The 22,833-nt window shown below is 48.3% G+C and carries 18 protein-coding genes and 7 pseudogenes; 10 read left to right on the top strand and 15 right to left on the bottom strand.

Annotation, left to right across the window (positions count from 1 at the left end; translation table 11 throughout):
• Nucleotides 1-14: 14 nt before the first annotated feature.
• The 5 genes from ACQ86O_RS27740 to ACQ86O_RS27720 form a co-directional block, all read right to left on the bottom strand.
• Nucleotides 15-689 (bottom strand): hypothetical protein, encoded by a 675-nt coding sequence (locus ACQ86O_RS27740; protein ID WP_431225874.1) that lies wholly within the window; start codon nt 687-689, stop codon nt 15-17.
• Nucleotides 658-1,341, bottom strand: coding sequence for a fimbrial biogenesis chaperone (locus ACQ86O_RS27735; protein WP_431225873.1), 684 nt, complete (start codon nt 1,339-1,341; stop codon nt 658-660). The genes ACQ86O_RS27740 and ACQ86O_RS27735 overlap by 32 nt, the downstream gene beginning before the upstream one ends.
• A gap of 97 nt (nt 1,342-1,438) precedes the next feature.
• Nucleotides 1,439-2,803 (bottom strand): hypothetical protein, encoded by a 1,365-nt coding sequence (locus tag ACQ86O_RS27730; protein WP_431225872.1) that lies wholly within the window; start codon nt 2,801-2,803, stop codon nt 1,439-1,441.
• A complete protein-coding gene (locus tag ACQ86O_RS27725) occupies nt 2,785-3,696 on the bottom strand; it encodes a hypothetical protein (RefSeq protein WP_431225871.1) in 912 nt (303 codons plus the stop codon). Before ACQ86O_RS27725 ends, ACQ86O_RS27730 begins: the two co-directional genes overlap by 19 nt.
• A gap of 282 nt (nt 3,697-3,978) precedes the next feature.
• The gene (locus ACQ86O_RS27720; RefSeq protein ID WP_431225870.1) at nt 3,979-4,491 is read right to left on the bottom strand and encodes a CS1 type fimbrial major subunit; all 513 of its coding nucleotides are present in this window, start codon (nt 4,489-4,491) and stop codon (nt 3,979-3,981) included.
• Between the two features lie 557 nt (nt 4,492-5,048).
• On the opposite strand from ACQ86O_RS27720, the pseudogene ACQ86O_RS27715 reads away from it, so the two are divergent.
• From ACQ86O_RS27715 to ACQ86O_RS27690, 6 genes and pseudogenes are all read left to right on the top strand, one after another.
• A pseudogene (locus ACQ86O_RS27715) lies at nt 5,049-5,204 on the top strand (IS6 family transposase); the annotation flags it as partial.
• Nucleotides 5,205-5,265: 61 nt separating this feature from the next.
• A pseudogene (locus tag ACQ86O_RS27710) lies at nt 5,266-5,956 on the top strand (IS6 family transposase).
• A 40-nt stretch (nt 5,957-5,996) separates the two neighbouring features.
• Nucleotides 5,997-6,191 (top strand): annotated as a pseudogene (locus ACQ86O_RS27705) (DDE-type integrase/transposase/recombinase); the annotation flags it as partial.
• Between the two features lie 329 nt (nt 6,192-6,520).
• Complete coding sequence (locus tag ACQ86O_RS27700) at nt 6,521-7,081, top strand: winged helix-turn-helix domain-containing protein (protein ID WP_431225869.1); 561 nt, start codon at nt 6,521-6,523, stop codon at nt 7,079-7,081.
• 2,048 nt (nt 7,082-9,129) lie between these two features.
• On the top strand, nt 9,130-9,453 hold the full coding sequence (locus tag ACQ86O_RS27695) for a hypothetical protein (protein ID WP_431225868.1): 324 nt from the start codon (nt 9,130-9,132) through the stop codon (nt 9,451-9,453).
• A 100-nt stretch (nt 9,454-9,553) separates the two neighbouring features.
• A complete protein-coding gene (locus tag ACQ86O_RS27690; protein WP_431225867.1) occupies nt 9,554-9,691 on the top strand; it encodes a hypothetical protein in 138 nt (45 codons plus the stop codon).
• Nucleotides 9,692-9,907: 216 nt separating this feature from the next.
• Here ACQ86O_RS27690 and ACQ86O_RS27685 read toward each other — a convergent pair whose 3' ends face one another.
• Nucleotides 9,908-12,895, bottom strand: coding sequence for a Tn3 family transposase (locus ACQ86O_RS27685; protein ID WP_431225866.1), 2,988 nt, complete (start codon nt 12,893-12,895; stop codon nt 9,908-9,910).
• Nucleotides 12,896-13,062: 167 nt separating this feature from the next.
• On the opposite strand from ACQ86O_RS27685, the gene ACQ86O_RS27680 reads away from it, so the two are divergent.
• The 3 genes and pseudogenes from ACQ86O_RS27680 to ACQ86O_RS27670 all read left to right on the top strand — a co-directional run bounded on the left by ACQ86O_RS27680 (nt 13,063) and on the right by ACQ86O_RS27670 (nt 15,306).
• Nucleotides 13,063-13,704, top strand: coding sequence for a recombinase family protein (locus tag ACQ86O_RS27680; RefSeq protein ID WP_431225865.1), 642 nt, complete (start codon nt 13,063-13,065; stop codon nt 13,702-13,704).
• 418 nt (nt 13,705-14,122) lie between these two features.
• The gene (locus tag ACQ86O_RS27675) at nt 14,123-14,410 is read left to right on the top strand and encodes a DUF1003 domain-containing protein (protein ID WP_431225864.1); all 288 of its coding nucleotides are present in this window, start codon (nt 14,123-14,125) and stop codon (nt 14,408-14,410) included.
• A gap of 70 nt (nt 14,411-14,480) precedes the next feature.
• A pseudogene (locus tag ACQ86O_RS27670) lies at nt 14,481-15,306 on the top strand (IS5 family transposase).
• A gap of 215 nt (nt 15,307-15,521) precedes the next feature.
• On the opposite strand, the pseudogene ACQ86O_RS27665 reads toward ACQ86O_RS27670, so the two are convergent.
• From ACQ86O_RS27665 to ACQ86O_RS27630, 8 genes and pseudogenes are all read right to left on the bottom strand, one after another.
• Nucleotides 15,522-16,444: pseudogene (locus ACQ86O_RS27665) on the bottom strand (manganese catalase family protein).
• 68 nt (nt 16,445-16,512) lie between these two features.
• A complete protein-coding gene (locus tag ACQ86O_RS27660) occupies nt 16,513-17,019 on the bottom strand; it encodes a ferritin-like domain-containing protein (RefSeq protein ID WP_431225863.1) in 507 nt (168 codons plus the stop codon).
• A gap of 82 nt (nt 17,020-17,101) precedes the next feature.
• Nucleotides 17,102-17,578: a ferritin-like domain-containing protein gene (locus ACQ86O_RS27655; protein ID WP_431225862.1), complete on the bottom strand. Its 477-nt coding sequence runs from the start codon at nt 17,576-17,578 to the stop codon at nt 17,102-17,104.
• Nucleotides 17,579-18,111: 533 nt separating this feature from the next.
• A pseudogene (locus ACQ86O_RS27650) lies at nt 18,112-18,222 on the bottom strand (PIN domain-containing protein); the annotation flags it as partial.
• Complete coding sequence (locus ACQ86O_RS27645) at nt 18,222-18,683, bottom strand: helix-turn-helix domain-containing protein (protein ID WP_431225861.1); 462 nt, start codon at nt 18,681-18,683, stop codon at nt 18,222-18,224. The gene ACQ86O_RS27645 and the pseudogene ACQ86O_RS27650, both read right to left, overlap by 1 nt.
• Nucleotides 18,684-18,914: 231 nt before the next feature.
• Nucleotides 18,915-19,205, bottom strand: a complete 291-nt coding sequence (locus ACQ86O_RS27640) for a hypothetical protein (protein WP_431225860.1) — start codon at nt 19,203-19,205, stop codon at nt 18,915-18,917.
• A 27-nt stretch (nt 19,206-19,232) separates the two neighbouring features.
• Nucleotides 19,233-19,838 (bottom strand): DUF2913 family protein, encoded by a 606-nt coding sequence (locus ACQ86O_RS27635; protein ID WP_431225859.1) that lies wholly within the window; start codon nt 19,836-19,838, stop codon nt 19,233-19,235.
• 47 nt (nt 19,839-19,885) lie between these two features.
• A pseudogene (locus tag ACQ86O_RS27630) lies at nt 19,886-20,419 on the bottom strand (3'-5' exonuclease); the annotation flags it as partial.
• 87 nt (nt 20,420-20,506) lie between these two features.
• Between ACQ86O_RS27630 and ACQ86O_RS27625 the strand changes: the two are divergent.
• Nucleotides 20,507-21,721, top strand: a complete 1,215-nt coding sequence (locus ACQ86O_RS27625; RefSeq protein ID WP_431225858.1) for an IS91 family transposase — start codon at nt 20,507-20,509, stop codon at nt 21,719-21,721.
• Between the two features lie 234 nt (nt 21,722-21,955).
• Here the strand turns inward: ACQ86O_RS27625 and ACQ86O_RS27620 are convergent, their stop codons facing one another.
• A complete protein-coding gene (locus ACQ86O_RS27620) occupies nt 21,956-22,699 on the bottom strand; it encodes a hypothetical protein (RefSeq protein ID WP_431225857.1) in 744 nt (247 codons plus the stop codon).
• Nucleotides 22,700-22,833: the final 134 nt, after the last annotated feature.

The raw sequence follows: 22,833 nt of genomic DNA, 5'->3' as shown, positions 1-22,833 counted from the left end.
TTCTTTATTATCTCTTATGTACCACACTGCAGAGTAAACGGTTGGTCTTGTGCCTTGCCGTGCAAGGCCTTGCCTGCAATCTGTCGCGGCGTTCCGGGGTAGATATTAATATCATCCACGTCTTTGCCATCCTGCTTTAGTTCGCTGAATTGCACCCGTATTGTGCCAGTAGCCTCCAGTTGCATTCCTTGTGCATTACAATTATACCGCCAGGTCGCCACCTGATTCATCGGTAGTTGGCGTATCAACCCCATATATCCCAGATTAATCAGCATCACATTACCGCCAGTTCCGCTGACGCTTGCCTTCTGCTGGGGTATCACGCCTAACCGGTACACTTTTTCCCGTTCAGGACGTTTCAACGCCGTGATCTTCACCGGTTTATCCTGGCCAGGCCCCAGTGACAACTTGAAAGGGGCGGCGTACAGATAGGGATCTTTGATGATACCCAACGGTATCCGCTGCTCTTCTTGCGGCGGAACGCCGGGGTTAGCCACTTCGAACAGGGTGATCTCGACATATTCTTGCTTGTCCCCGATGTTCAATACCCGAACGTCAGTCTGAGCGTCCTTCATCTCGATGATTTTTGGGGAGATGTCAATTAACGCCAGAACCATTCCCCAAGGGAGTCCACACAGCAGTATCCCGATGGCAACCTTACGGGCAGCGCACGTCAAACGGTTTGCCATCAGCATTTCCTTTCACACTTTTTGCCGCAAACACCAGCGGTGTCCCAGGATACACATTCTGCTCGGATGGCATACTGCCCGCCGGGTTCACCTGCAAACCGGTGAACGACATGTGTACATTTCCCGTTGATGTCAATTGCAACCCCTGTGCCGTGCACTGATGTGTCCATCCATGCGTTTGAGCTGTCGTCGGGGGCTTGTGATGCACCACCACACCATACGCAACACCAAAATTTACCGGGGCCTTGATTTTGTCCTTACTCCCGTCATCCACCACCTTGATGCTGGACACGGGCACGATGTACAGCCGGTAGACCATTTCCCGTGCGGGGGCCTTCAACGCCACCAGATTGATATCCCGTTTCTGTCCGGGCCCCAACGTCAATTTGCCTGGGTTGACCATCATCTCCGGCAGGGCAACATCACCCATCGACTTTTTGCGCTCCGGACTTTGGCCGGGATTTTCAACCAGGACCAGATCGATCTTCAGGTACAGTGGCTTATCACCGAGGTTACTGACCTGCACTGTACGGTTCTGCTTGCCCTCCACCGTGCTGCGTGCCGGCATCACCATCAACTGACCATCCGCCTGTACCGGACCGCAGGTCATCAGCAACCCGACGGCACCGGTGAGAAAGAGCAGGTTCATCATTTTCTTCATGGTATTACTCGCTTGTTGTCTGGCTGTTACGTATCGGACCCTGCACCTGTGCTAGCAAGGCGGTACCGATACGGTATTTACCGGGGCATCATCTGGCCGTCACGCACAGATAGCGGCTGTCTTTGGGTTCCGTCAGATCACAACGGTAGCGTTGTTGCTGGCCTTCTACCGTGATATGCCTGAGCAGCGTAGAGGACGCAACGGAGAACAGGCCGTTCGGGTACACGGTGTCACCGGTCTCTTTCACCGTGCCACTGACTGGCTGACCGCTGGCTGTCACCAAGAAACCGTTGTACAGCATGTTCATCTCCACCTCGGCGTTCACCGGATACACCTGCCCGGGATGCGCGCGAACCACATTTGCCGGCAGACGGATATTCATGTCGGTCCCTGTGTCCACGGACTGCGCACCGGCGAACACCACGTCCTGATAACTCCCCAGTGGCACCGCATAGGTGCTGCCCCCCGCCACCGGGTGCCCCTCAACCCTGAAGCCGTACTTCATATCCCCCAAGTTGGGCGTAGTGACCAGCATCGCCACCCCGCTCGGGCTGGTGCGTCCCAGGGCAAGGCCGTCTTTGCTGGCGGCCACCATTCCATTGTAGTTAAAACTTCCGTTGGTCACTCGGTCGTCCACGCCAACACGTAATGAGGCGTCACCGCGGGTGCCGCTGCGTTTTCCCATCACGCCGAATGAATTGGTCCGCCCCACTTCACTGAAGTCCGCCCCGGCGGTGGTCGTCCCGGTACTGTCCTCAAAGTCACGGGTGTAACTGCCGCCCGTGTGCAATCTGTCATTTTCGTAAGCCGCGTTGAACGTGGCATTACTGTTGTCGAGCATGATGGTGGTGTTCAGAAACACCCCGTAGTTGTTGTCGCTCTGGTTATACCCGCCCTTCTGCACCCCGGTGGAAATCACGGCCCACACCCCGTTCCCGCGCGCATTCCATGAGCTTTGCAATTGATGGAGTTCGCTGCGGTCATACCGGTTGTAGTTGTAACTCAACCGCGTCGGGCCAACCTGTCGGCTGTAGTTAAATGCCGTGCTGTTGCGCGCCTGATAATACTCGGAGATCGACGTATTCTGGTATTGCGAGACGGTCAGGGAGCCCAAGGTCTGACTGCTTGCACTCAGGCTGGCGTACCCCCCGGTACTTTTTTCACCGGCCATGATCCCCAGGGTCGGGGCCACATTCAGATCGCCGATCAGCATGGGCCGGGTGAGGTTGCTCTCTGCCGCCCAAGCATTGCCGCTGCCCTTGAGTAGAGAGCTGCTGGCGGCAAACCAGCTGTTCTGGAAACTGCCCCCCGCATTGACGATTTTCTCCTGGGTGTTCAATTCCTTGCCCAGCGTCAGGTACCAGCCCGACCCGGTGCCGTAATTGACGTTGGCTATCTGCTGGGTTTCACGACTGAGCACCTGACCGTTGCGGTTCACCAGGCGGACTTCCACGCTGTAGAACCCCCGGGCAGCAGGTTGTAGTCAATCTCGTTGCGACCGATCATAGCCGGTACCCGACGAATAAGTCGGCCATCGCGATAGAATTCATAGTCACCCTCGCTTGTGGCGAACAGCACCAGATTGCCCGTGGATTTTTTATCCTGATTGAGGTTGTCCTGGCTTCCCAGGGTGACAAACTGGTCAAAACTCGGGTTCAGGGACGTGTTGACACTGCCCGCCGCCGCATCCCGCGCATCCTGGCGTCCGCCACGCAGGTAGGTGGACGCAAAGTTTTTCTGCAGATACCAGGTACTGATCCCCTGATCTGTCTCTCGGGCGTCATAGTTGCGGTTCTGGCTGTAGTACCAGCTCAGGTACCCATAGCTCTGTGCGGGCAGTCCCAGAAACCCCTGACCAAAAGCGGACACCGCCCGGTATTCTTCCGACGACGCGCGCACATCCAGCGATTGGTTGTGGATGAAGCTCAGTCTCGTTGCAGGTTGTACGTAGCGCGATTCGCCGTTGTTGATGGTCAGCGATTTTTTCACCTTGTCCAGTGAGACCGTCTGGCCACTGAGGGTAAACTCACAGCCGGTCGGGCAGAGCGCATAGGGGATCTGGGAAAGTACGTTGTTCAGTATGGCGATCTGCTCTGCTGAAATCCCGTTGCGGCGGTACAACTCATCATCGAACGTGAGCTGATTCTTCTGTTCAGACCAGTCTAGCGGTCCCGGCAAGGACATGCCGTCCAGCGTGGCCAGAAACTGCGTTGACGTGTCCTGATCGGACTTGGAAAACCCGGCAGGCACCTGATACTCAATTTGGACATCACTTGCATACGTTGCGGCATACGGAGCCAATAGCAAGAAGGATGTCGTTGCCCATCCCGAGAAAACTTTTGCCATGGAGAATCCATTCCATAATTTAAGTAAACGACACTAATAATAATTAGATTGACAATAACCAGCTGAGATATAATTTGTTCTAAACGACGCAACAATAATTAACTACAATAATCAGTCAAGCCTTATCAATTAGACCGACATTCAAAAAAACAATTCTTAATAACAATTTTTAATTTTCACCTTATCACTTGGCGAAAATGCAATTGAACTGAATAATAGGGCCATGGCACATAGCCCTATTGTTATCTCAAAGCCCCTGTCCCGGTATTACACCGGGGTGATTTATGGTTTTGGTTCGAACAGCATCACCAGGTCGCCCTGGTATTGGCCGTTGTTTGCATCCGCGCTGGCTCCCCCCACCATGGTAGGGGCATCGGCCAGGATCTGCAGATCATAGATATTGTCAAAACCGCCGTTGGCCACGGTTGTTTGGGTGATGGTGTTGGCCGATCCCGAGGCAGGCAGGGTTTTACCGGCAAAGTTGACGACCACGTTCTGGAACTCTGCACCATCATCTTTATGAATAACAACCGCCTGAACCAGTGAGACATCAACTTTCTCCGCCTTGCTGAAAATACGCACGGGCAAAACGTTAGATGCAAATTCAGTCTGGGTGTAGTCTTTGGCATAAAGCTCTTCCGTGGTATACCAGGATTTGCCATCGGGCTTTGAAACATAAATTGCATCGTTAATCGTTGCCACGAGGTTGATCTTTTTCTCTACACCGTCAGCGGCATGTGCCATACCGGTGGACAGAACAGCGGCGGCAACAACAGACAGAAGCATCTTTTTCATTAGTAATTTCCTTATGATATCAATTAATTGACAACCTTCACCAATACGAGGCGTCAATATTTTCCGTTCTATAATGAACCTGGTTCAAATAATCCTTTAAAAAAGATTATTTGGAATGAACTCATATAGAAAAGAGTCTAAAAACAATAATTAATCGGTCACCTTTGTTGTTATATCTATACTTTACAGAAGAATTTTACACATAGGAAGATGTTTATTTTCTATACATGATGCGGCTTTGTTATATCACATGAAGCATATTAGGACTCTTCTCGGTTTAATTAATTTAAACCCTTACATCACGTGGCTTTTAATAAGTTATTTCTTAAAAAATAAAATAAAAATACGATGATTTTAAATTACTATTTACAAAAATTTACAAAAAGCGAAGCAATGAGGCATATGAAAAGCAACAGTAGCCTGCATGCGGCGGGAGCGAAGAGTTTGTTAGAGAGTGATTTCATTCAGCCATCGTAGCTTATTATACTCCCGCCGGCACTGTTGCAAAAATCTGGAGGTGATAAACTCATCGTCACCTTTTGCTGACGGAGCTGCACATGAACCCATTCAAAGGCTGGCATTTTCAGCGTGATATCATCCTGTGGGCGGTACGTTGGTACTGCAAATACGGTATCAGTTACCGTGAACTGCAGGAGATGCTGGCCGAGCGTAGTGTAAATGTCGAGCACTCCACTATTTACCGCTGGGCTCAGGGCTCTGTCGCATTAAGAGCTTGTCGGGTAACATGCCGTATCTTCAGGGTGTTATCTATCCATGTCTATGATCCAAAATGCCTTCAGTCGCCTGCATTACCCCATCGATGTTATCGTTAAGTGTGTCCGCTGGTATCTGGCTTACTCACTGAGTTTGTGTAACTTGGAAGAAATGATGGCAGAACGCGGTATTGTCGTTGACCATTCCACGCCTCTTCGCTGGGTAATCCGTCTGGTGCCCTTGCTGGATAAGGCATTTTGCCGACATAAACGCCCCGTGGGTCGTCGGTGGCACATGGATGAAACCTACATCAAAATCAAAGGGCAATAGAAATCTCTGTACCGCGCGGTGGATACTTCAGGCCAGACCATCGACTTCCTGCTGACCGCCAAACGGGATGTTGCAGCCGCCTTGCGCTTTTTTCGCAAGGCTATTCGTCACCACTGCGAACCGGAGGTCGTGACAATTGATAAAAGTGGCGTCAATACGGCAACGCTGGCCACACTCAACGCCGACAGACACTATGAGGAAACGATTTTAGACAAAGCAAATATCTGAACAACCTGGTTGAACAAGATCACCGGAATATCAAACGCCGGATACGGTCGATGCTGGGATTCAAATCGTTTCGACGAGCACAAGCGCCCTAGCAGGTATCGAACTGATTCACATGATACGCAAAGGGCAATATCAACCTCCGCAAAGTGAGGGATTGTCACCTGCGGAACAATTCTATTTGCTGGCAGCCTAAATAATCGGCAGCGCTAACTATGGCTGGCCTATGGCCGTTAACGCGACACAACCGGGTTCAGCGTTATGCGCCTGAAATGGAAAAACGACTACGCTGGTACTGGCGTAACCCTTCCGATCTTTGTCCGTGGCATATTGATGAAACGTACGTGAAGGTCGATGGTCACTGGGCTTATCTTTACCGGGCCGTTGACAACAAGGGCCGCACTGTCGATTTTTGTGCTACCTCATCGCGAACTTTGCAACATTGCCATAATTAGTGATAAGTTGCCCCTATCGTTTATTTGCTTTTGCTCAATATGTAAAATATCACAAACAACAATATCTTGAAAAATAAGTAAACCTGCAGTGGTCGAAAGCCGTGTCATTGCATTATGGTTAATCTAAAAAATCGGTATCAACCAGATGAAAATATCAATAACTGCTATAATTTCAAATGTGTAAAGGTTCTGTGTTTAGTTAGTGGAGTGATCATCCATAAGCCACAATCGACGCATCGAAGGAATGAATGAGACATAATTTAACATATTGAAACTATTAACATAATAATGGGTGAAGGATGTTTATGCGCTACATTATTGACTCAAATTTTGAGTTTTGCCCAGAAAGTTGCCAATTGACCACCTTCGGTACGGAAAATTTTACTATTACTCTTAATGCCCCAGCCAGTCGATACTTGGAGTTGCTCCTTGAGCGGCGTTCTGACCTGGTACTCCAACATGACTTTTACGAGTATGCTTGGGGGGACGATGCAAAGAGCGTATCCGTTAATACGCTTTACCAAAATATAGCCTTACTGCGTAAATCATTACGAAGCATATCAAAAGACTATAATACAATGGTATTGACAATACCGAAGCAGGGATTTCAGTTTAATAACAACTTCTCTGTACAACAGTTGCTTGGCGTACAAGAGCCTATCCCATCAGTAAACGATGATGTCGAGATAAACAGTGTCTCTCTGCAGGAAATGCTTAATGAGTCTCCGCCCCCCGCCAGATGGTTGGCGTTCAAGAAAAAATTGAAAAAACCTCTCATTTATAGCGTTATAGCACTAGGTGTTATGGCTTTTTTTCAGCATTTTATTTCTTCCAAGCAAAAAAGAGAGGGTATCGCCATTGAATAATTACACCCTTTACCCGGATAATTCCAAATGTGTGATCTATGCCAATTCAAATGCTCACGATATAGCAAAAATAATCAACTCTATTCAATCATTAGGTGTTGATTGTAAAACACACCCCTATCTCTATATCACAACGTTTAAATATAGTAATCGTACCTCAGTTGTCGCCTGTCCTCTTCCCATCGAAAGCCCTAAGTCGCCTGTATGCACAACCTTTAACCTAATTGGCATGAACATAAAATGAAAAGAAAGTCCATTATCCTCAGTATTGTTGCCATTGGCATACTATTTTCATCGATTTACCTCTTTTTCATTGGTAACCGAGAGGAAATAAGCATCACTTGTCATGGCATTCTCGTCACCAAGAATAATCTCACTTCTAGCAGGGCACGGATTTCGATATTCTTGTATGCGACGAATGGCAGAGTTAACTTTGACGGGATTGTGAATACCAAAGACAATAAGGCAACCATTATACGTCGTGCTTCATCATTCAACTTCAGCCATTACGGGCACACTTTTATAATATACCAATCAACAGTATCCGAACTACCGGGCAATACGACTCCCTCAGATTTTCTCATAGGGATGTACCCTTCATTTATGTTATTTAATGGTAATGACTATCGTTTTAATATGTACCAAGTAGGGAACAGTGGCTATCTATTTATGAGTGATAAATTTGTCACCCTTTACTGCGTCCGTTGATCCCAGTGATAACATACCACTCGGTTGATATATTACTGTTCGAGCTGTATTGTTGCCCTGATTTGACCCGCACTTATCAAACTTGCTCAGGTACCAGACCCACTTTCGACGTATAAAACCCTTCAAGCAATAACGGCAGGATACGTATTGACATTAACCCTAAAAATTTTATTCCGGTTATGGTCTAACGTTTTCTCTTGAAAAATCTCGAGTCCAACGAAGATTTTCACAGTTTTCACCTTAAGCCTCACATACTGGGATCATACAAATATCACAGCATATGGTTACAGACATTCCTCTGCCTCCTCAGAAGATAAAATGTCTTTGAAAAACCGTAACACGAGTTAATACATGACGATCTCCTTCATTAACAGTGTAAATATGCAGAAAACTTTCTGAATGTAAGTAGACTAATTTACGAGGTGACTACTCGTTGATTCGCTCACAACATAAGTCATCATAGTGAACATACTTTCTACGATTTAGAGACCATTATAATTATTATAGCATGATAAAAATCTTATTAAGGTTGACTTTTCACACATTTAGAATTCGAAGTTATTGCTCATTCGATGAAAAAACAATCGTCAATTTAGTGAATACATTTTTATTTAATGTGACCCGCTCAACATAGTACTTGTTAGTAATATATTTATCAAAAGCATAAGAACAACCCCATGAAGATACACTTTTTTTGACTGACTTGTCATCTACATAGCCTGGATGTAAAACGCAGACAACGTTGTAAAGGGCGGGCTATCCTGCGACTGGCGGCCTCCCACCTGACGTGGTCAAAGGACGATATCATGGTTGCGCAAAGCTATAAATAGTTGTCGTGTTATATGACTGACCCACGTGGAGGGCTTCACGATAGTGTGCCTGACCATCCATTCCTCCGACATGACTAACTGAGCGTTGTCTCTAATCCTAGGTACGATAAAATGTTATTAATTGAATGTTATCTCATCTTAAGATGTTAATAAAAAATAATTATCGTTTAATTCAGAACTTGATTAAGCTGATTTTTCTATCATTCGTGTTTTTAGCAACGTAGCATATTTCCCATTAAGCCACACGTATCGGAAATGATTTTCTATAAGGCTTAAATTTATGTTCATGCAATACATAAAGTGTTCCAACGTAACTATTTTATTGGTTGCGATATTCATTTAGAAAAATTGTGATGATTCGTAAATGAGCTGAATAGGGAACTTAATGTTTTGGACGCTATTTTTAACTTGATTGTATGCGTCAGAAATCGAAGTTTTTAAATCAATAAAGATACACTCATATGTCTTTATTAAAAAATTTAGTGGGAGTATTTAGATGAAAAAAATGGCGTGTTATATATAGTTTCTGATGACAACTATTTTTCATTAGGTGCTAAAGAGGTATTGACACAATCAGGATATCAAGTGGCCATCATTGATACAAAACGCTTGCTGCGCCTAGATACTTTTATTAAACTCCAGCATGAAGATACTATTTTACTATCATCTGAAAATGAAGACCTGAGTCAAATTACATTATTTCTTGCCATCGCATCAAATGTTAAAATCATTCACTCCATTTCTGGTAACGTACCTTCAGATATATGGAAAAAAGGTATTCTATCAAAAAAACCGCAATACATGAATTTCCTTGCTTCACTAAATATTTGTTAAGTCAAAAGTATAAATTTAACTCAATTGAGCTCACGTCTCGTGAAGTAGAAATCATAGGTGATTTACTAAAAGGTAAAAAAACCATGAGATTTCTAAAGAAATGAAAATATCGGAAAAAACTGTAAGCGCCCATAAAATAAATGCGTTAAAGAAGCTAGGTCTGATCAGGCTAAACTCTCGAGCTATCGTCATTTACACAAATCATCACAACCTGTTGCAGTCAAGAACAAAGCAGTAAAGGGGTTTGAGGGCCAATGATGTAAAAAAATCACGCTAAGAAGATAATTAATTGTTTATATCGAGATTTAACGGCCTCAATTCCTCTTCATGGGGCCCTCCGCCGGAACCGTCGAAATTTCCGTTACCTCAGTTTCAGCCCGGCAACCAGCGTGTCCAGAACAATAATTTCATTGCTGCTCTGGAAGGTATAAGGGGTCAGTTTGGATATCGAAAATTATTGTACGTTAAGGCTATTTTTTGACCTTTCGACTTTAGCGGGTCTCAGCCTACGAAACTTACCGGAAGCCGGTATCCGGTTGCTTTTCCAGATATAATCGCCTGTCAGATTGATATGCTCCCAGCCTAGCGGGGACAAATGCGACAGCAATTGCTCGTTGATCTTCACCCCTTTACGCTTCAGGGTATCGACAGCTCTTTCCATATAGACGGTATTCCACAGCGAGATAGCTGCCGTCAGCAGCGTCAGTCCACTGGCGCGATAGCTCTGATTTTCCGGTTTTCTGTCCCTGATTTCACCCAGCCGGTGCAGGAATACCGCACGCGCCAGCGCGTTACGGGCCTCTCCTTTATTCAGTCCCGCCTGCACCCGCCGACGAAGTGCCGGATCACGGAACCAGTCGAGCATAAACAGCGTTCGTTCAATACGCCCAATTTCTCTCAATGCTTTGGCAAGTCCATTTTGCTTTGGGTAGCTGGCAAGCTTTTTCAGCATCAGGGATGCCGTCACTGTTCCCTGCTTTATCGAGGTTGCCAGACGCAACACTTCACGCCAGTGAATTTCTATCTCTTTCAGGTTCAGCCTGGTCGTTGATATCAGTGACTGAAGCGCTGGGTACTGGTCCACTTTCCCTTTGATAAACAGCTTCTTGTCGTGGAGATCCCTGATTCGCGGACAGAACGCAAATCCCAGCAAATGCATCAAGGCAAAGACATGATCGGTGAACCCAGCGGTATCGGTGTAATGTTCCCTGATTTCAAGGTCGCTTTCGTGGTACAGCAAGCCGTCGAGCACATGGGTTGAATCCCTGACCCGACTGATGATGCAGGTGTAAAACGGGCTGTATTGATCCGAGATATGGGTATAAAACTGACGTCCAGGCTCCTGCCCGTATTTCGGGTTAACCTGCCCTGCGTAGCGGCCTGAGCTGCCAGTTCTGAAATTCTGTCCATCTGATGATGACGTTGTCCCGTCTCCCCAGAATGCCGCCAGTGGTCTTTTCCCCTGCGCGTTTACCAGTTCTGCGAGGGCGGCTGAATAGGTTTCGTCGCGGATGTACCATGCCTGGATATCTTCCAGTGATGATTTGGTGCTTCCGGGGCAGGCTTCTGCCATTTTGGTCAGACCAAGATTGATGCCATCCGCAAGGATGGTGGTGAGGAGCAGGCGGGTATCGGGACGGGTAATGTCATTTTTTATATGCGAAAAATGTCGGGTAAACGTCGTCCAGCTGTTTACCTCATCGAGAATTTCCGTGATTTTAGGGCGCGGTAGCATGCTATAAACCAGCTCTGCCAGCGGTGAAACCTGCACCGGGACGCAGTTATCAAGCGGAGAGACTTTTACTCCCCTGTCAGATATTTCCACATCGGGCAGCTCACCAAGGGCAGCCATGGCATTGACCTCTTCAAGCCTGGACTGAAGCAGGGTCATACGGCTGGTAATGTACTCATGATAATCAGCAGATACGGGCAGGGGCAGCGCCGGTGTGAGTTTGTCAAAGTCCTTTTCGGGAATGAGGTAATCATCAAAGTTTTTGTAGCGGCGTGAGCCTTTAACCCAGATGTCCCCGGAGCGCAATGCACCCTTAAGCTCGCTGAGCGCACAAAATTCATAATACTGCCGGTCGATACCCGCTGGTGTGATCACCACCTTGCGCCAGCTTTCAGGAACAAACTCAAGCGGCGCTGTCGCCGGAACTTTACGTGACTGTTTCCGGTACATATCCTTAATCACAACCAGCGCATCAGCCAGAGGTTGCGCTGCCGGGGTGGCGACTAACTGTAAAGCGGACAACATGCGTGGGGCATATTTCCGTAATGTGCTGTATTTCTCAGTAATAATATGCAGCGGGTCAAAATTATTTTTTCTGGCAAGATGGCGAGTTTCCTCCAGACTGGCGACAAATTCAGGCCACGGGAGTATGTTTTCTATTGCGAGCCATGGATCGCCGCCGGAATCGCGGGCATCAGACAGCGCCTGGCCGACATCGATGTACTGCCTTAGTTTTGACTGGATCAGCTTTCCGGTCTGCTGAAGGCGCTCAGCCTGTGTTCTTTTGGCTTTGCTGAAAAGGCTGTTCAGCATTCGCTCATGCAGCTCAATCACTTCGTCTGTCAGTGTGGCTCTGGCTTCTTCCAGCACGCACACCAGGATCGCATGACGCCGGGCTGCTGAAAATCGGGTCAAATCCCGGCTGCTCATCTTTCGGCCTTCCCGCGCCAGTTTCAGCAACCGGTTCTGGTGAATGGTACGATCTATACCTTCCGGTAATGCCAGCGATTCAATGCTACTGAGCCGATCAAGATGTTGCAGCACGTTCTTACCATTGATTTTACCCGGAGGTTGCAGAAGCCATGTCAGCCTGGAAGACTGATTATCCGATGACTCAAGTAAACGATCCAGGGCATCCCTGTGAGCCGGAGTTAACGGGGCATTCAGGGTCTGAAACACGATTTTATCGCCGCCTGCCATGGCCTCAGCACAGGTACGCTCCACGACATCAATCGCGGGGATTATCACGTTGTTCTGCCGGAGCCAGACCAGCAGTTCTTCGGCCAGGAGAATACCTTTATCGGTGCGCGTCGCCATCGGCAACAAGTGTGTAATACAGTCCTGCTGTATTTTGCCGGTGAACGCTTTTACGCCAAGATAACGGTACAGTTCGGTTAAATGTTCGCGTCGCGTGGTTTCCCTGCCGGAAAGGTAAGCAGGCCAGAGATCCCCGGTAAGTTTTAGCCTGCTGGCGATATGCTTCAGCAGCGCATCAGAGGGTAGGATTTTTTTATCCGGTGCAAAGCCGACATTTTTCAGATAGCAAAGAAGGACGGCAAAACCAAAACGGCTGGCAGGCTTACGGTGGGCACTGATAAGTGCCAGATCATGTTCACTGAAATACGCCATCCGGGTCAGCGTTAACTCATCGTCCGGTAATGCCAGTAATGATTCTCTTTCCGACAGAGAAAGAATCTGCCTCCTTGCCATATAGTTTCCCTCATAAATTATTCGGTGCGGTATTTTTAACAAAAATACCTATCGCACAAGGGTACACCCCGAGGCCATAATCAAAACATGACGGCACACGATGAATGACATAACCTATATGCGATAGAGTAAATGCAATAACCTAAATGCGATAATGTGGTGATAAAATGTTCATCAGAGCTTATTTGAGGGCATCGACGGAAGATCAGTTCGCCGATCGTGCAAAAGAGATGCTGGAGCAGCTCGTCCAGGAGCGGGGGCATAAAATCGCCAGTTACTATCGGGAAAATATCAGTGGTACAAAACTTGAACGCCCGGAGCTGGGACGCTTACTGATGGACAGTCACCACAATGATATCTTACTGGTCGAGCAGATAGACCGCCTGACCCGTCTGAGCAACAGCGACTGGATGACGCTGAAAAAGCAGATAGATCAACATGAGTTGAGGATTGTCAGCCTTGATGTGCCCACATCATGGCAGGCACTGTCAGATAAAGACCCGTCGCAGGCCGACCCGATCACTCGCGCAGTAATAACCGCCATCAATAGCATGCTTATCGACCTGATGGCCGCAATGTCACATAAGGACTGGCTGAATCGCCGCCAGCGTCAAAAACAGGGGATTGAACGGGCACATACATTGGGAAAATACCGGGGTAAACAGGCCGATCAGGAACGGCATCAGAAAGTCCTGTACTACCGGCAGGTCAAGAAACTGAGCATCCGCGAAACCGCAGATGCAACGGGCTACAGTGCTTCGCAGGTTTGTCGGATACAAGCGCTTTATAAAATGCCTGAAATGCTGTGATAGCGATGTTTACGTATTTTACTAATTGAGCGTTGTATCTAATCCTGGAGCAGGTCAACGTTACAACTTGTATAACTTTATAGAAGATATTAACGGCGTGGACATGCTGGAGTGCTGGACTTTTAAGGTCTATGTACCATTATTACTTTAACTAATATTTTCATAAATAAATCACTATGGACATTCAGTCACGGCGTCAACTCCTCTTATTACGTAGTCAAAGTAAAGAAGAACATAAAGAGCTCTTAGCCGATCCTGCGGACTGTGAACCAGAAACCACATTCGCACAGAGAATGGCAGACAGGATTACGGGTGGGATTGCAAGTTGGACATTTATTCTTGCACAGACCACCGTTATTATTGTCTGGACCACCTATAATTTGCTAATCAAAAAAACGGTTTTGACCCATACCCTTTCGTGTTACTAAACCTGTTTTTGTCATTCCAGGCTGCTTATACGGCTCCGGCCATAATGATGAGCCAGAAACGGCAAAACATGAACGATGCTCGTCGGAATGAAATTGCGTCCAATGTCAACGTTAAAACGGATCTTGAGCTTTATGCACTGCATGAAAAAATCGATACCATGAAAGATAAGGAAATCGCAGAACTGAAGAGCTCCATTGCTGAATTGCTTGACGAGTTAAAAAAATACAGCATCCACCGACTAATAGCCTCTGATAGGGCGGCCGACGAAAAGTTTTAGAGTAACGGCACCAGAGGAATAACCCAATGATTAAGAACCTATCCCAAAAGGAATTGTCAGTTAATAAATAATGGCAATTTCTGAGGGACGTATGGCAGGCAACAAGTGGCAGAACAGCGATGAACTTTGGGAGAAAATGGCTCCGCTGCTCCCAGAACATAAAATCCACCATCCGCTAGGCACGCATCACAAGCGGGTTGATAATCGTGCCGCAATGAACGCCATTTTCTTTGTGCTCAGAACAGGTTGCCAGTGGAATGCCCTGAATGCCACAGGAATATGCTCGTCAAGCTCCGCTCACCGCCGCTTCCAGGAGTGGTGTGCAGCAGGGGTTTTTGAACGGTTCTGGCAGAATGGGTTGCTGGCCTGCGAGCAGTTGGATGCCATCGACTGGTCATGGCTGTCGATGGATGGCTGTATGACGAAGTCACCGCTGGCAGGCTCAAAAAACAGGACGGAACCCCACAGACAGAGGGAAACAGGGCGTAAAGCGTAGCCTGATGACCGATGCGAACGGGCTTCCCCTCTCGCTGGTTGTCGCAGGGGCAAATACCCACGACATAAAGCTGGTTGCTAATACTCTCGACGCCCTTCAGACGGGCAGGCCAGGTAGAAGGCTCCGCCTCTGTATGGACAAAGGTTATGAAGCCGAATGGCTGGAGGCCTATCTGAAAAGCCGTCGTTACGAACCTCATATCCAGTCAAGTAAAGAAGAGTCGGAAGCCACCAAAAGCACGGATTTTAAAGCTCACCGCTGGGTAGTGGAGAGAACGCACAGTTGGATGAATCGCTTCCGTCGAGTTCTGACTCGCTGGGAGAAGAAAGTCGAAAATTATGAGGCGATGCTGCATCTTACCTGCGGCATCATTGTCTGGAATAAAATCCTATTGGGATAGGCTCTAAGTGTGGAATGGTCAGCGATAACCCCAAGCTCTGCCATTATCTCTTCCATTTCGATGTATTTGCTGGTACCGCGCTGTACGTTTTGTCTTTCCGGAATCTGCACCTGTGCTTTAAGTGTGGCTTTGTTCCGGGCGGGTCTGATTGCTGCGCAGTTCATGCGTGAACGTATTTCCGGCAAAGATGACGACCCGGACGGGCCGCCACTGGGTTATTTCTTCTTAGCGGGGACTTTATTGCTTTTACTTCCCTTGACTGTTTCATTTTCAATGGGAGGAACAATGCCCAGGTCGGTGCCAGTCACTGGATTCGCGGAGGGATCAGAAGCTGTCCGGTCAGCGAGGTTCTTTAGTTTAGCTTTCTGTCCTGCGGTTAACGCCACGCTTGCCGTCCCATCTCCACCGTCAACCGCAGGGCGTGGGTCTGCAATATAGGTAAAGTTCTCATCTGAGTTCCAGCTCCCCCGGACATTATTGTCGCCAGACATATTGTAATAAACACTGGCGTACTGTTCGATTGGCGGAAGTTTACCCGGCGGGAAATTATCCCGGATAGAGTACAGCGCCTTTTCGAAAGAGATTTGATGAGCTACTTCGCGTGTCATCAGAAACCCCAGTGCGTCCTTCACACCCGGATCGTCTGTGAGATTGATCAGTCGTTCATACAGGATCTTGGCACGTGCCTCGGCGGCAATATTTGAACGCAGATCGGCCGTTACTTCACCGATGGTATCGACATACGCAGCAGTCCACGGAACGCCAGCGGAATTGGTCAGTGCCGGTCCGCCTCCATAGAGAAGAGAAGTAAGATGGCTGTCATTGCCGTTACCTGTAATGGTTCGGTAAAGTTCACCTTCTTTATCTGTTCCTTCTGCGACATCGCCTTTGGCGCCTTTGTTGAGCATGCCCACCAGTGAGCCAATAATTTCCAGGTGGCTCAGTTCTTCAGTGGCAATGTCCATCAGCATATCTTTGCGCCCCGGATCTTCGTCACTCAGGCCCTGCGTAAAATAGCGACAGGCAGCGGCAAGTTCCCCTGAGGGCCGCCAAATTGCTCCAGAAGAAGATTTGCCAGACCCGGATTTGGACCAGCCACCCGGACGGTATACTGAAGTTGTTTTACATGTCTGAACATAGCTCACTCCACCATCATTTGGGAAAAGAGCGCCAGCTCTGAGGCTAGTCGCGCGAAACAAGAGAGGATTATTTTTTGGCTTCCACGCCCGGGGCGGCAGAACGCACCAGAAACTGTTCTGTCACAGCCGGGAGATGGGTAATTAACCACTCAGCCATGGCGACCTCCTGTTCGCGGATAGCCGTAAAAATTCTTGCCCCTTCTTCATCCCCTATCAACTCAGCCGCAGCAATAAGCGAGGTATAGCTTGCAATTTCAAGTTGTTCAAAAACATATCCACTCATCGCACCTTTGACGACCTCATCCTCAGCCATCATTCCGGCAATCGCCTGTCCCTGAGCGGCCAGTTTTCCAAGCGTATCCTTGACTACCGAGCTTGATGTGTCATACCGGTCAATGACGGACTGCACCATATTCTGTTGCTGCTGAGTTTCAGCAATATGTTGTTGAATACGGGCTTTCAAATCCGGGTAATGTTCAAGACGACCGGCCATTTTCTCGAGTATACTTTCAGCCTGTTTCTCCATGGCATATGCGTCTCTTACCCAGTCAAGATAGTGTTCTTCGTAGGTCATATCAAACCTCATGTTCAGTTATGGCCTGCGGATATGCGCAGAAGCATAACCGCAGCCAGAGTTTCAGGGACATGAAAAAAGGTTACGGTTGCTGATCTGAAATAACCGACAATTTTTCGTCAGTGGCCTTCTCTTCTTTCAGAGTGGCCTCGAGCAGCTTTGCTGCTTCCCTGTACCCCAGTTTTTTGGCCAGAGCTAACAGTGTGCCGTAAGTGGCGATTTCATAGTGCTCCACTTTCTGGGCTGCGCCGATAAGACCTGCATCCCGTACCGGACCTGCTTCTACGGCGTCTATGATTTCCTGTGCTTCTTCAGCCAGGCCCTCTAGCGCATGGCATTTCATACGTTTGATTCGTACACCCTCTGTGCTATCAACTAACTGATCCAGGCGTTCAATCTGACCCTGCGTTTCTTCCAGGTGCTGGTTAAATGCGGCAACCAGCGTGGGATCGGTGGCGGCGCGTGCCATTTTGGGTAATGCACGAGTAATTTGCTTTTCTGCACTGTAAACATCAGATAAATCATGAATAAATAGATCTTCGAGTGTATTGATTGTCATTAGTTGCTCCTGTCGAATTCAGCGTGTAAAGAAGAATGAGGCGTATCATTTATGCAGTTATTAAGCGTAGCGGACATTCAGACAGGCGACATGATGAGCCAAAAAACCTGAAATGAGTATGTTTCTGGGAATGTTCCTGGCAAACTGCCATTGATTTTCATTGCTGTGTACGGGGATATGGTGTGGACAGCAGCTCCGCGTCTTTCAGACGTTGAGTATACGCCTGTGATACATGCTGATGAGACCTGCCAACCCACGATGCGACCGGCGAACACATCTATGATAGACGCCAGATAAGCGAAGCCCTGCCAAATGATCACATAGGTGTCTTCGGTGCGATGGGACTGAGAGCAGCCCATTGTGAGTCGTATTCGTCCCGACTATCCAGAACCATACGGAAGGCCCGCTGACGGACCTCAGGGGAAGCGTGTAAGCGGCACTAAAAACTCATGCCCTCTCAGATTAAAGCTGACAGTCATGCCTGCTGAAAAAATAGGCTTAACGTACAATAATTTTCGATATCCAAACTGACCCCATTTAGGCTGATACAGTCCGGTCAGCCCCAGTTGCATCAATAAATCCCGTAGTAAGGATGGGTAAAGAACGCAAGCATCTAAGACTACGGGATAAGGTGAGTGAGTCATCAGTAAAATCCAAGCTCCTGGCTATGGTCTGCCAATTCCTGCATTGCTCTGCAGCTTTCATTATCTCGCTGATCTTTATATCTCATCAAATCGGCGAAAAGTACGCGGCGATGGCGACCTGTTTTGTGAAAAGGTAGCTTCCCGTCTTCCAGAAGTTTCACCATATGAGGGCGCGAAACATTCAGAATATTGGCAGCTTCCTGCGTTGTTAATTCAGCATGCACAGGAACAACCTGAACCGCGTTTCCAACGGCCAATTCTCCCAGAATAGACATAAGCAAAGTCAATGAAGACGTTGGAAGCTCAATCTGGTGAGTGTTGTTATCTGCATCTTGAATCGAAATTTTTTGTGTTTCCATTTTAGTGGAGAGGTAGGCAGCAAGCTCCCTTTGTCCACGTACAGCTGCCTCAATCTCCCCTTGAGCTGGAAGGCTCAGGCTATCAAGAATTGAGTTTGTCATTTTAGTATCCAATTTAAAGGTTTAGTTTCAGTTTTGAGTTTCAGTCTTAAGAAGTTGTCATGCACATATTAATCGAAATAAACGAAAATCGAAATAAACGAAACAACCGAAATGACACTCAGACGTGATAGGTCCCGGAGAGGATGTTCGGACCATAACTTTCCAACAATCATCAACGACTTCACCCACTCTTTAACGTGAAGCCTTTTTGAGATCGTAGAGGTTACTTAGTCAAAACTCTGCCTGGGTAATGGGCAGCAGCGTCGGGATAGGGTCCATTTTCAGGATGAAAGGCAGAAGCTCAATCCTGTCCTTGAAAACATACGCCTCCTCGATATTGTCACAGAAGCACATCGTTTCCAACGACACTTTGCCATTGAACGTTAAGTAGCGGTTTTCATCTTTTTTCATTACCCGGTAACCAATAATGCCCTGCTTTTTATCCGAATCACGGACGATTTTATGTGCCTTCAGTGCTTCAGACTTAATTTGGTTCCAGCTCATCTTATTAATATCTTTCATTTTTATTTTCCTGACTAATTCCAATAGTTATCTAATGGCCACTTTTTGCCGCATCATCAGCTTGTATTGACAGGGTAGAGTGGCATCGCTTTCGAGTACAACCTGCCAGCCACAACGATCAAACAATGTTTCAACGCCCGCGATATTTCCGGTTAGACGAACCATCAGCGGATTTACCTGCTGGCCATCATCATCAAAGGCAGCGTCGAGGTTGGTCCGTGGGATATATATACCGTTCACGCTGGCATTCAGGACAACGGCATAACGACCTGACCACTCGCTGTCACTGAGCAGCCGGTAGGCCCAGAGCATGTCTTTTGCCATTTCCAACGCGTACGTCAGACGAAAAAGGTCATTTTGCTCGGACAGCTCACCGGTACAGGATCGCCACAGGTAATTCAGTTTGCTGGTCAGTTTTGCACTGACACCCAATTGTCGTCCCTGCTTCAACAGCCATTCGATATCGGGACTGACAACACGTTCAAAGCGCCGCTGTTTCAATGCGTTGGCCAGCCAGCGTGTCAGGAAAAGATTTTCCTGCGCCGGTGAATGCACACTGCCATCCTGTTTGGCCAGCGCAAGCGCCACCAGAGCACACCACGCCAGATGGCCCGATTTTTCTGTCAGAGTCACGCAGGCTTACTCCCTGTATCATTATTCATTTCACGCTGTAGCTGGCGTCAGTATTCAGCAACAGTGTTAACCACCCGAGCCGTCATAACGGCGTCAGTGACGGCGGAATGTGCCTCTCCGGCCCAGCTCAGCCCAGCCTGACTGACAGCACCAGAAAGCGATATGGTACCGTAACGGTTGGTGGGTCCGTAATAACCCGCAGCGAGCCGCATGGCGCAGTACACCGTCAGAGAGTCCAGCCAGCTGGCAGGGTCGTTATGCGCTGCCGCTGTCTGCTTCAGAATCCGCGTATCAAAATCAGCATTGAAAATAACCAGCGGGCGTCGGCCGATATGGTGCTGCAGCTGCTGCGTAATATCGGGCCAGGATGGCGCACTGACCAGATCATCGTCACTGATACCGTGTACTGCAGCTGCTGCCGGATCGATGTCGACAGTGGATTTAAGGCGGGTCTCAAATATCGTCTCACCCTGGGCATTCACCAGACCGATTTCCAGTGCCTGCGCGCCGGCATCAAGCCCAGTGGTTTCGGTATCGAGGAAGACAGGGTCCTGTGCTAGCCAGGTATGTGCCAGCATGGCGAACGGTAGCACGCCTACGGCGTGAGCTCGTCTGCTACGCAGCCGAAGTCCTTTTCACCCTTATCGACGCATTTTATACTGTGCATCATGTACATACCGCGACCTGCAAAGCTTCTGTTCCAACACGACGAGGGCTGGGAACGCTTCCTCGAGAAGAATGACCATCAGTTGACCGATTGGACCAAACTCTCCGTCGAGCGCATGCTTGCCTGCGCTATGGGCGTACGACGCTATTGCTGCAGTTCACCTGACTGTACGCACTCTCGCTTTCTCTGCCAGACCTGTAAGTCCAAGGCCTGCAGCAGTTGCGGCCTCAAAGGTACCGAGCAGTGGATTGCCGAGCAGCAGCACATCCTGCCCGACTGCGACTGGCAACATATCACCTTCATCATGCCGCACTTGCTGTGGCCGTTCTTCAATAACAACTGGCCGCTGCTCAACGACCTTTTTCGCTGCGCCACCCGCGCCATGCTCAGGCACGCGCGCAAGCTGGGCATCGAGGTCGGCATCTTCTGCGCGCTGCACACCTACGGACGCCAGCTCAATCAGCATCCGCACATCCACGTCTCCATTACCCGTGGCGGCCTCGATGTCAAACACGGCGTCTGGCGCGACCTGTTCTTTAAAAAACAGCTGGTTGAAACCATCTGGCGCGGTTCCGTTATCCGTCTGCTACGTGCCAGCTACGATCGAGTCAATCCCGGCAAGCTGCCCAACCTCGGCCATATCCGCGATGAGAAGCAGTGGAAACGCTACCTGCAGGCGCAATATCAGCGCCACTGGAAGGTCCACTTCGCCAAAAAGACCCGCGGTGCCTGGCGCAGCGTAAAATATCTGGGCCGCTATCTGAAACGCCCGCCGGTGGCGGCGTCGCAGCTCCGTCATTACCGTGGCGGCTCGGTCGTTCACCAGTACTACGACCACAACACGCAACAGCACAAACGCCAGAAACTGAGCCAGGAGGAAATGCTGTGGCGTTACGTCAGCCACATCCCGTCCCGACACTTTAAAATGGTGCGTTACTACGGCTTCCTGGCAAACCGCAAGCGCGGCACGCTGTTGCCTAAGGTTTACGACGCGTTGGAGATGACGCCACGCGCAAAACCGAAGAAGCCGGGGTTCGCGGTACTGATGAAAACTTTCCTGGGTACCGATCCGTACCAGTGCATCCTGTGCAAGGGCCGACTGCGTTTTGCAGGCGCCGTGGCAGACGAGCACGCCACCAAACTGCTCTCTGACCGGCTGCATCGGATGGCGAAAAAGCGATGGCTTCAGATGCCGTCACTGGGTCAGTGCGCCTGAAAAACAGGTTTTAGATTAAAAATACATCAACGCAGGTGTTTTCACACATAAATCTTGGCAATGCCGCACCGTCAGGGGATATAGCGCACTGCCGTTTAGGGTCAGTCGCTCTCAAAAGATACGATCCAATCTCCTAACCATGAACAGCGCCTTAATGCGACAGAACCGTTTTATCTGTTGGCCGCCTAAAAAATGGCAGGGTAACCTTCACTAACCTCTTTACATTAACAATGTTTATTCTGTTGATGGCAACAGCACCTTAGTAAAGTAGCGCTTACCAAGCAATTCGCCCTCGCCATACCAGTTGATATTCTGCAAGCGCAAGGTGACTACGTTATTTGCTAAAGAGAGCGTATAACCATCGGAACCGGACAAAGAAAACGTGTTATGCAGTTGTACCACATCATAATGTACGTTCTGAGGTGCGTTTTTGGCCAAGATGACAAAATAAAGCGGAGATAGGGCTGATGCCTGCTGGATGATTTCCTGCTTACGCTGGGCGATACTCGTTGCTGGGGTAGACTCGATCTTTTCGGCTATCAATGAAAAGAACTCAGCATTGGTCGTTATAACCTGCATTTTGTAACTCAATTGCTGCGCTAGTTTTTCTTTGTTATCAGTTAATTCTATATTGCTCAATGAAGGCGATGAGGCAATGTGGGCCATGCAGCTAGCCTGTTTTTTGCCAAGATCGTTATCCGCCAGCATCGCAAAACCGGAGTCCAGAGCGGCTAATTTCTGTAATGCGATGTTTTTACTGGCAAAGAACTGATCGAACTGAGCTTGGGTTTTGCTACCTTGAGCCAACGCGCACACTTGTTCCATTATGATATCGTTACGTGAGCCACCAAAAGCCGGAGCCATTACTGAAAGGGTGTTCTGAATTAATGGCAGCGATGCCATAGTAACGGCATTGTCTTTGGTCGGCGGGGTGAGTTTATGACCAGAATCCGTCATATCACAGCCGCCAAGTGTCATTGAAAGTAACCCACAACTCAGCAGGGGAAAAATTTTTTCATTAAAAATGACCTGGAATTTTTAAAAGCAAACTCACGCGATAGCGTGAGTTTGCTAGTTTTATTAAAACGCTATCAGCCGATAGTGTTGTGTTT

Origin of the sequence: Serratia sp. L9, from assembly GCF_050632285.1 — a bacterium.
GTDB lineage: Bacteria > Pseudomonadota > Gammaproteobacteria > Enterobacterales > Enterobacteriaceae > Chania.
Note: the sequence above shows the minus strand (reverse complement) of the source record. Positions and strands in the feature narration are given on the sequence as shown.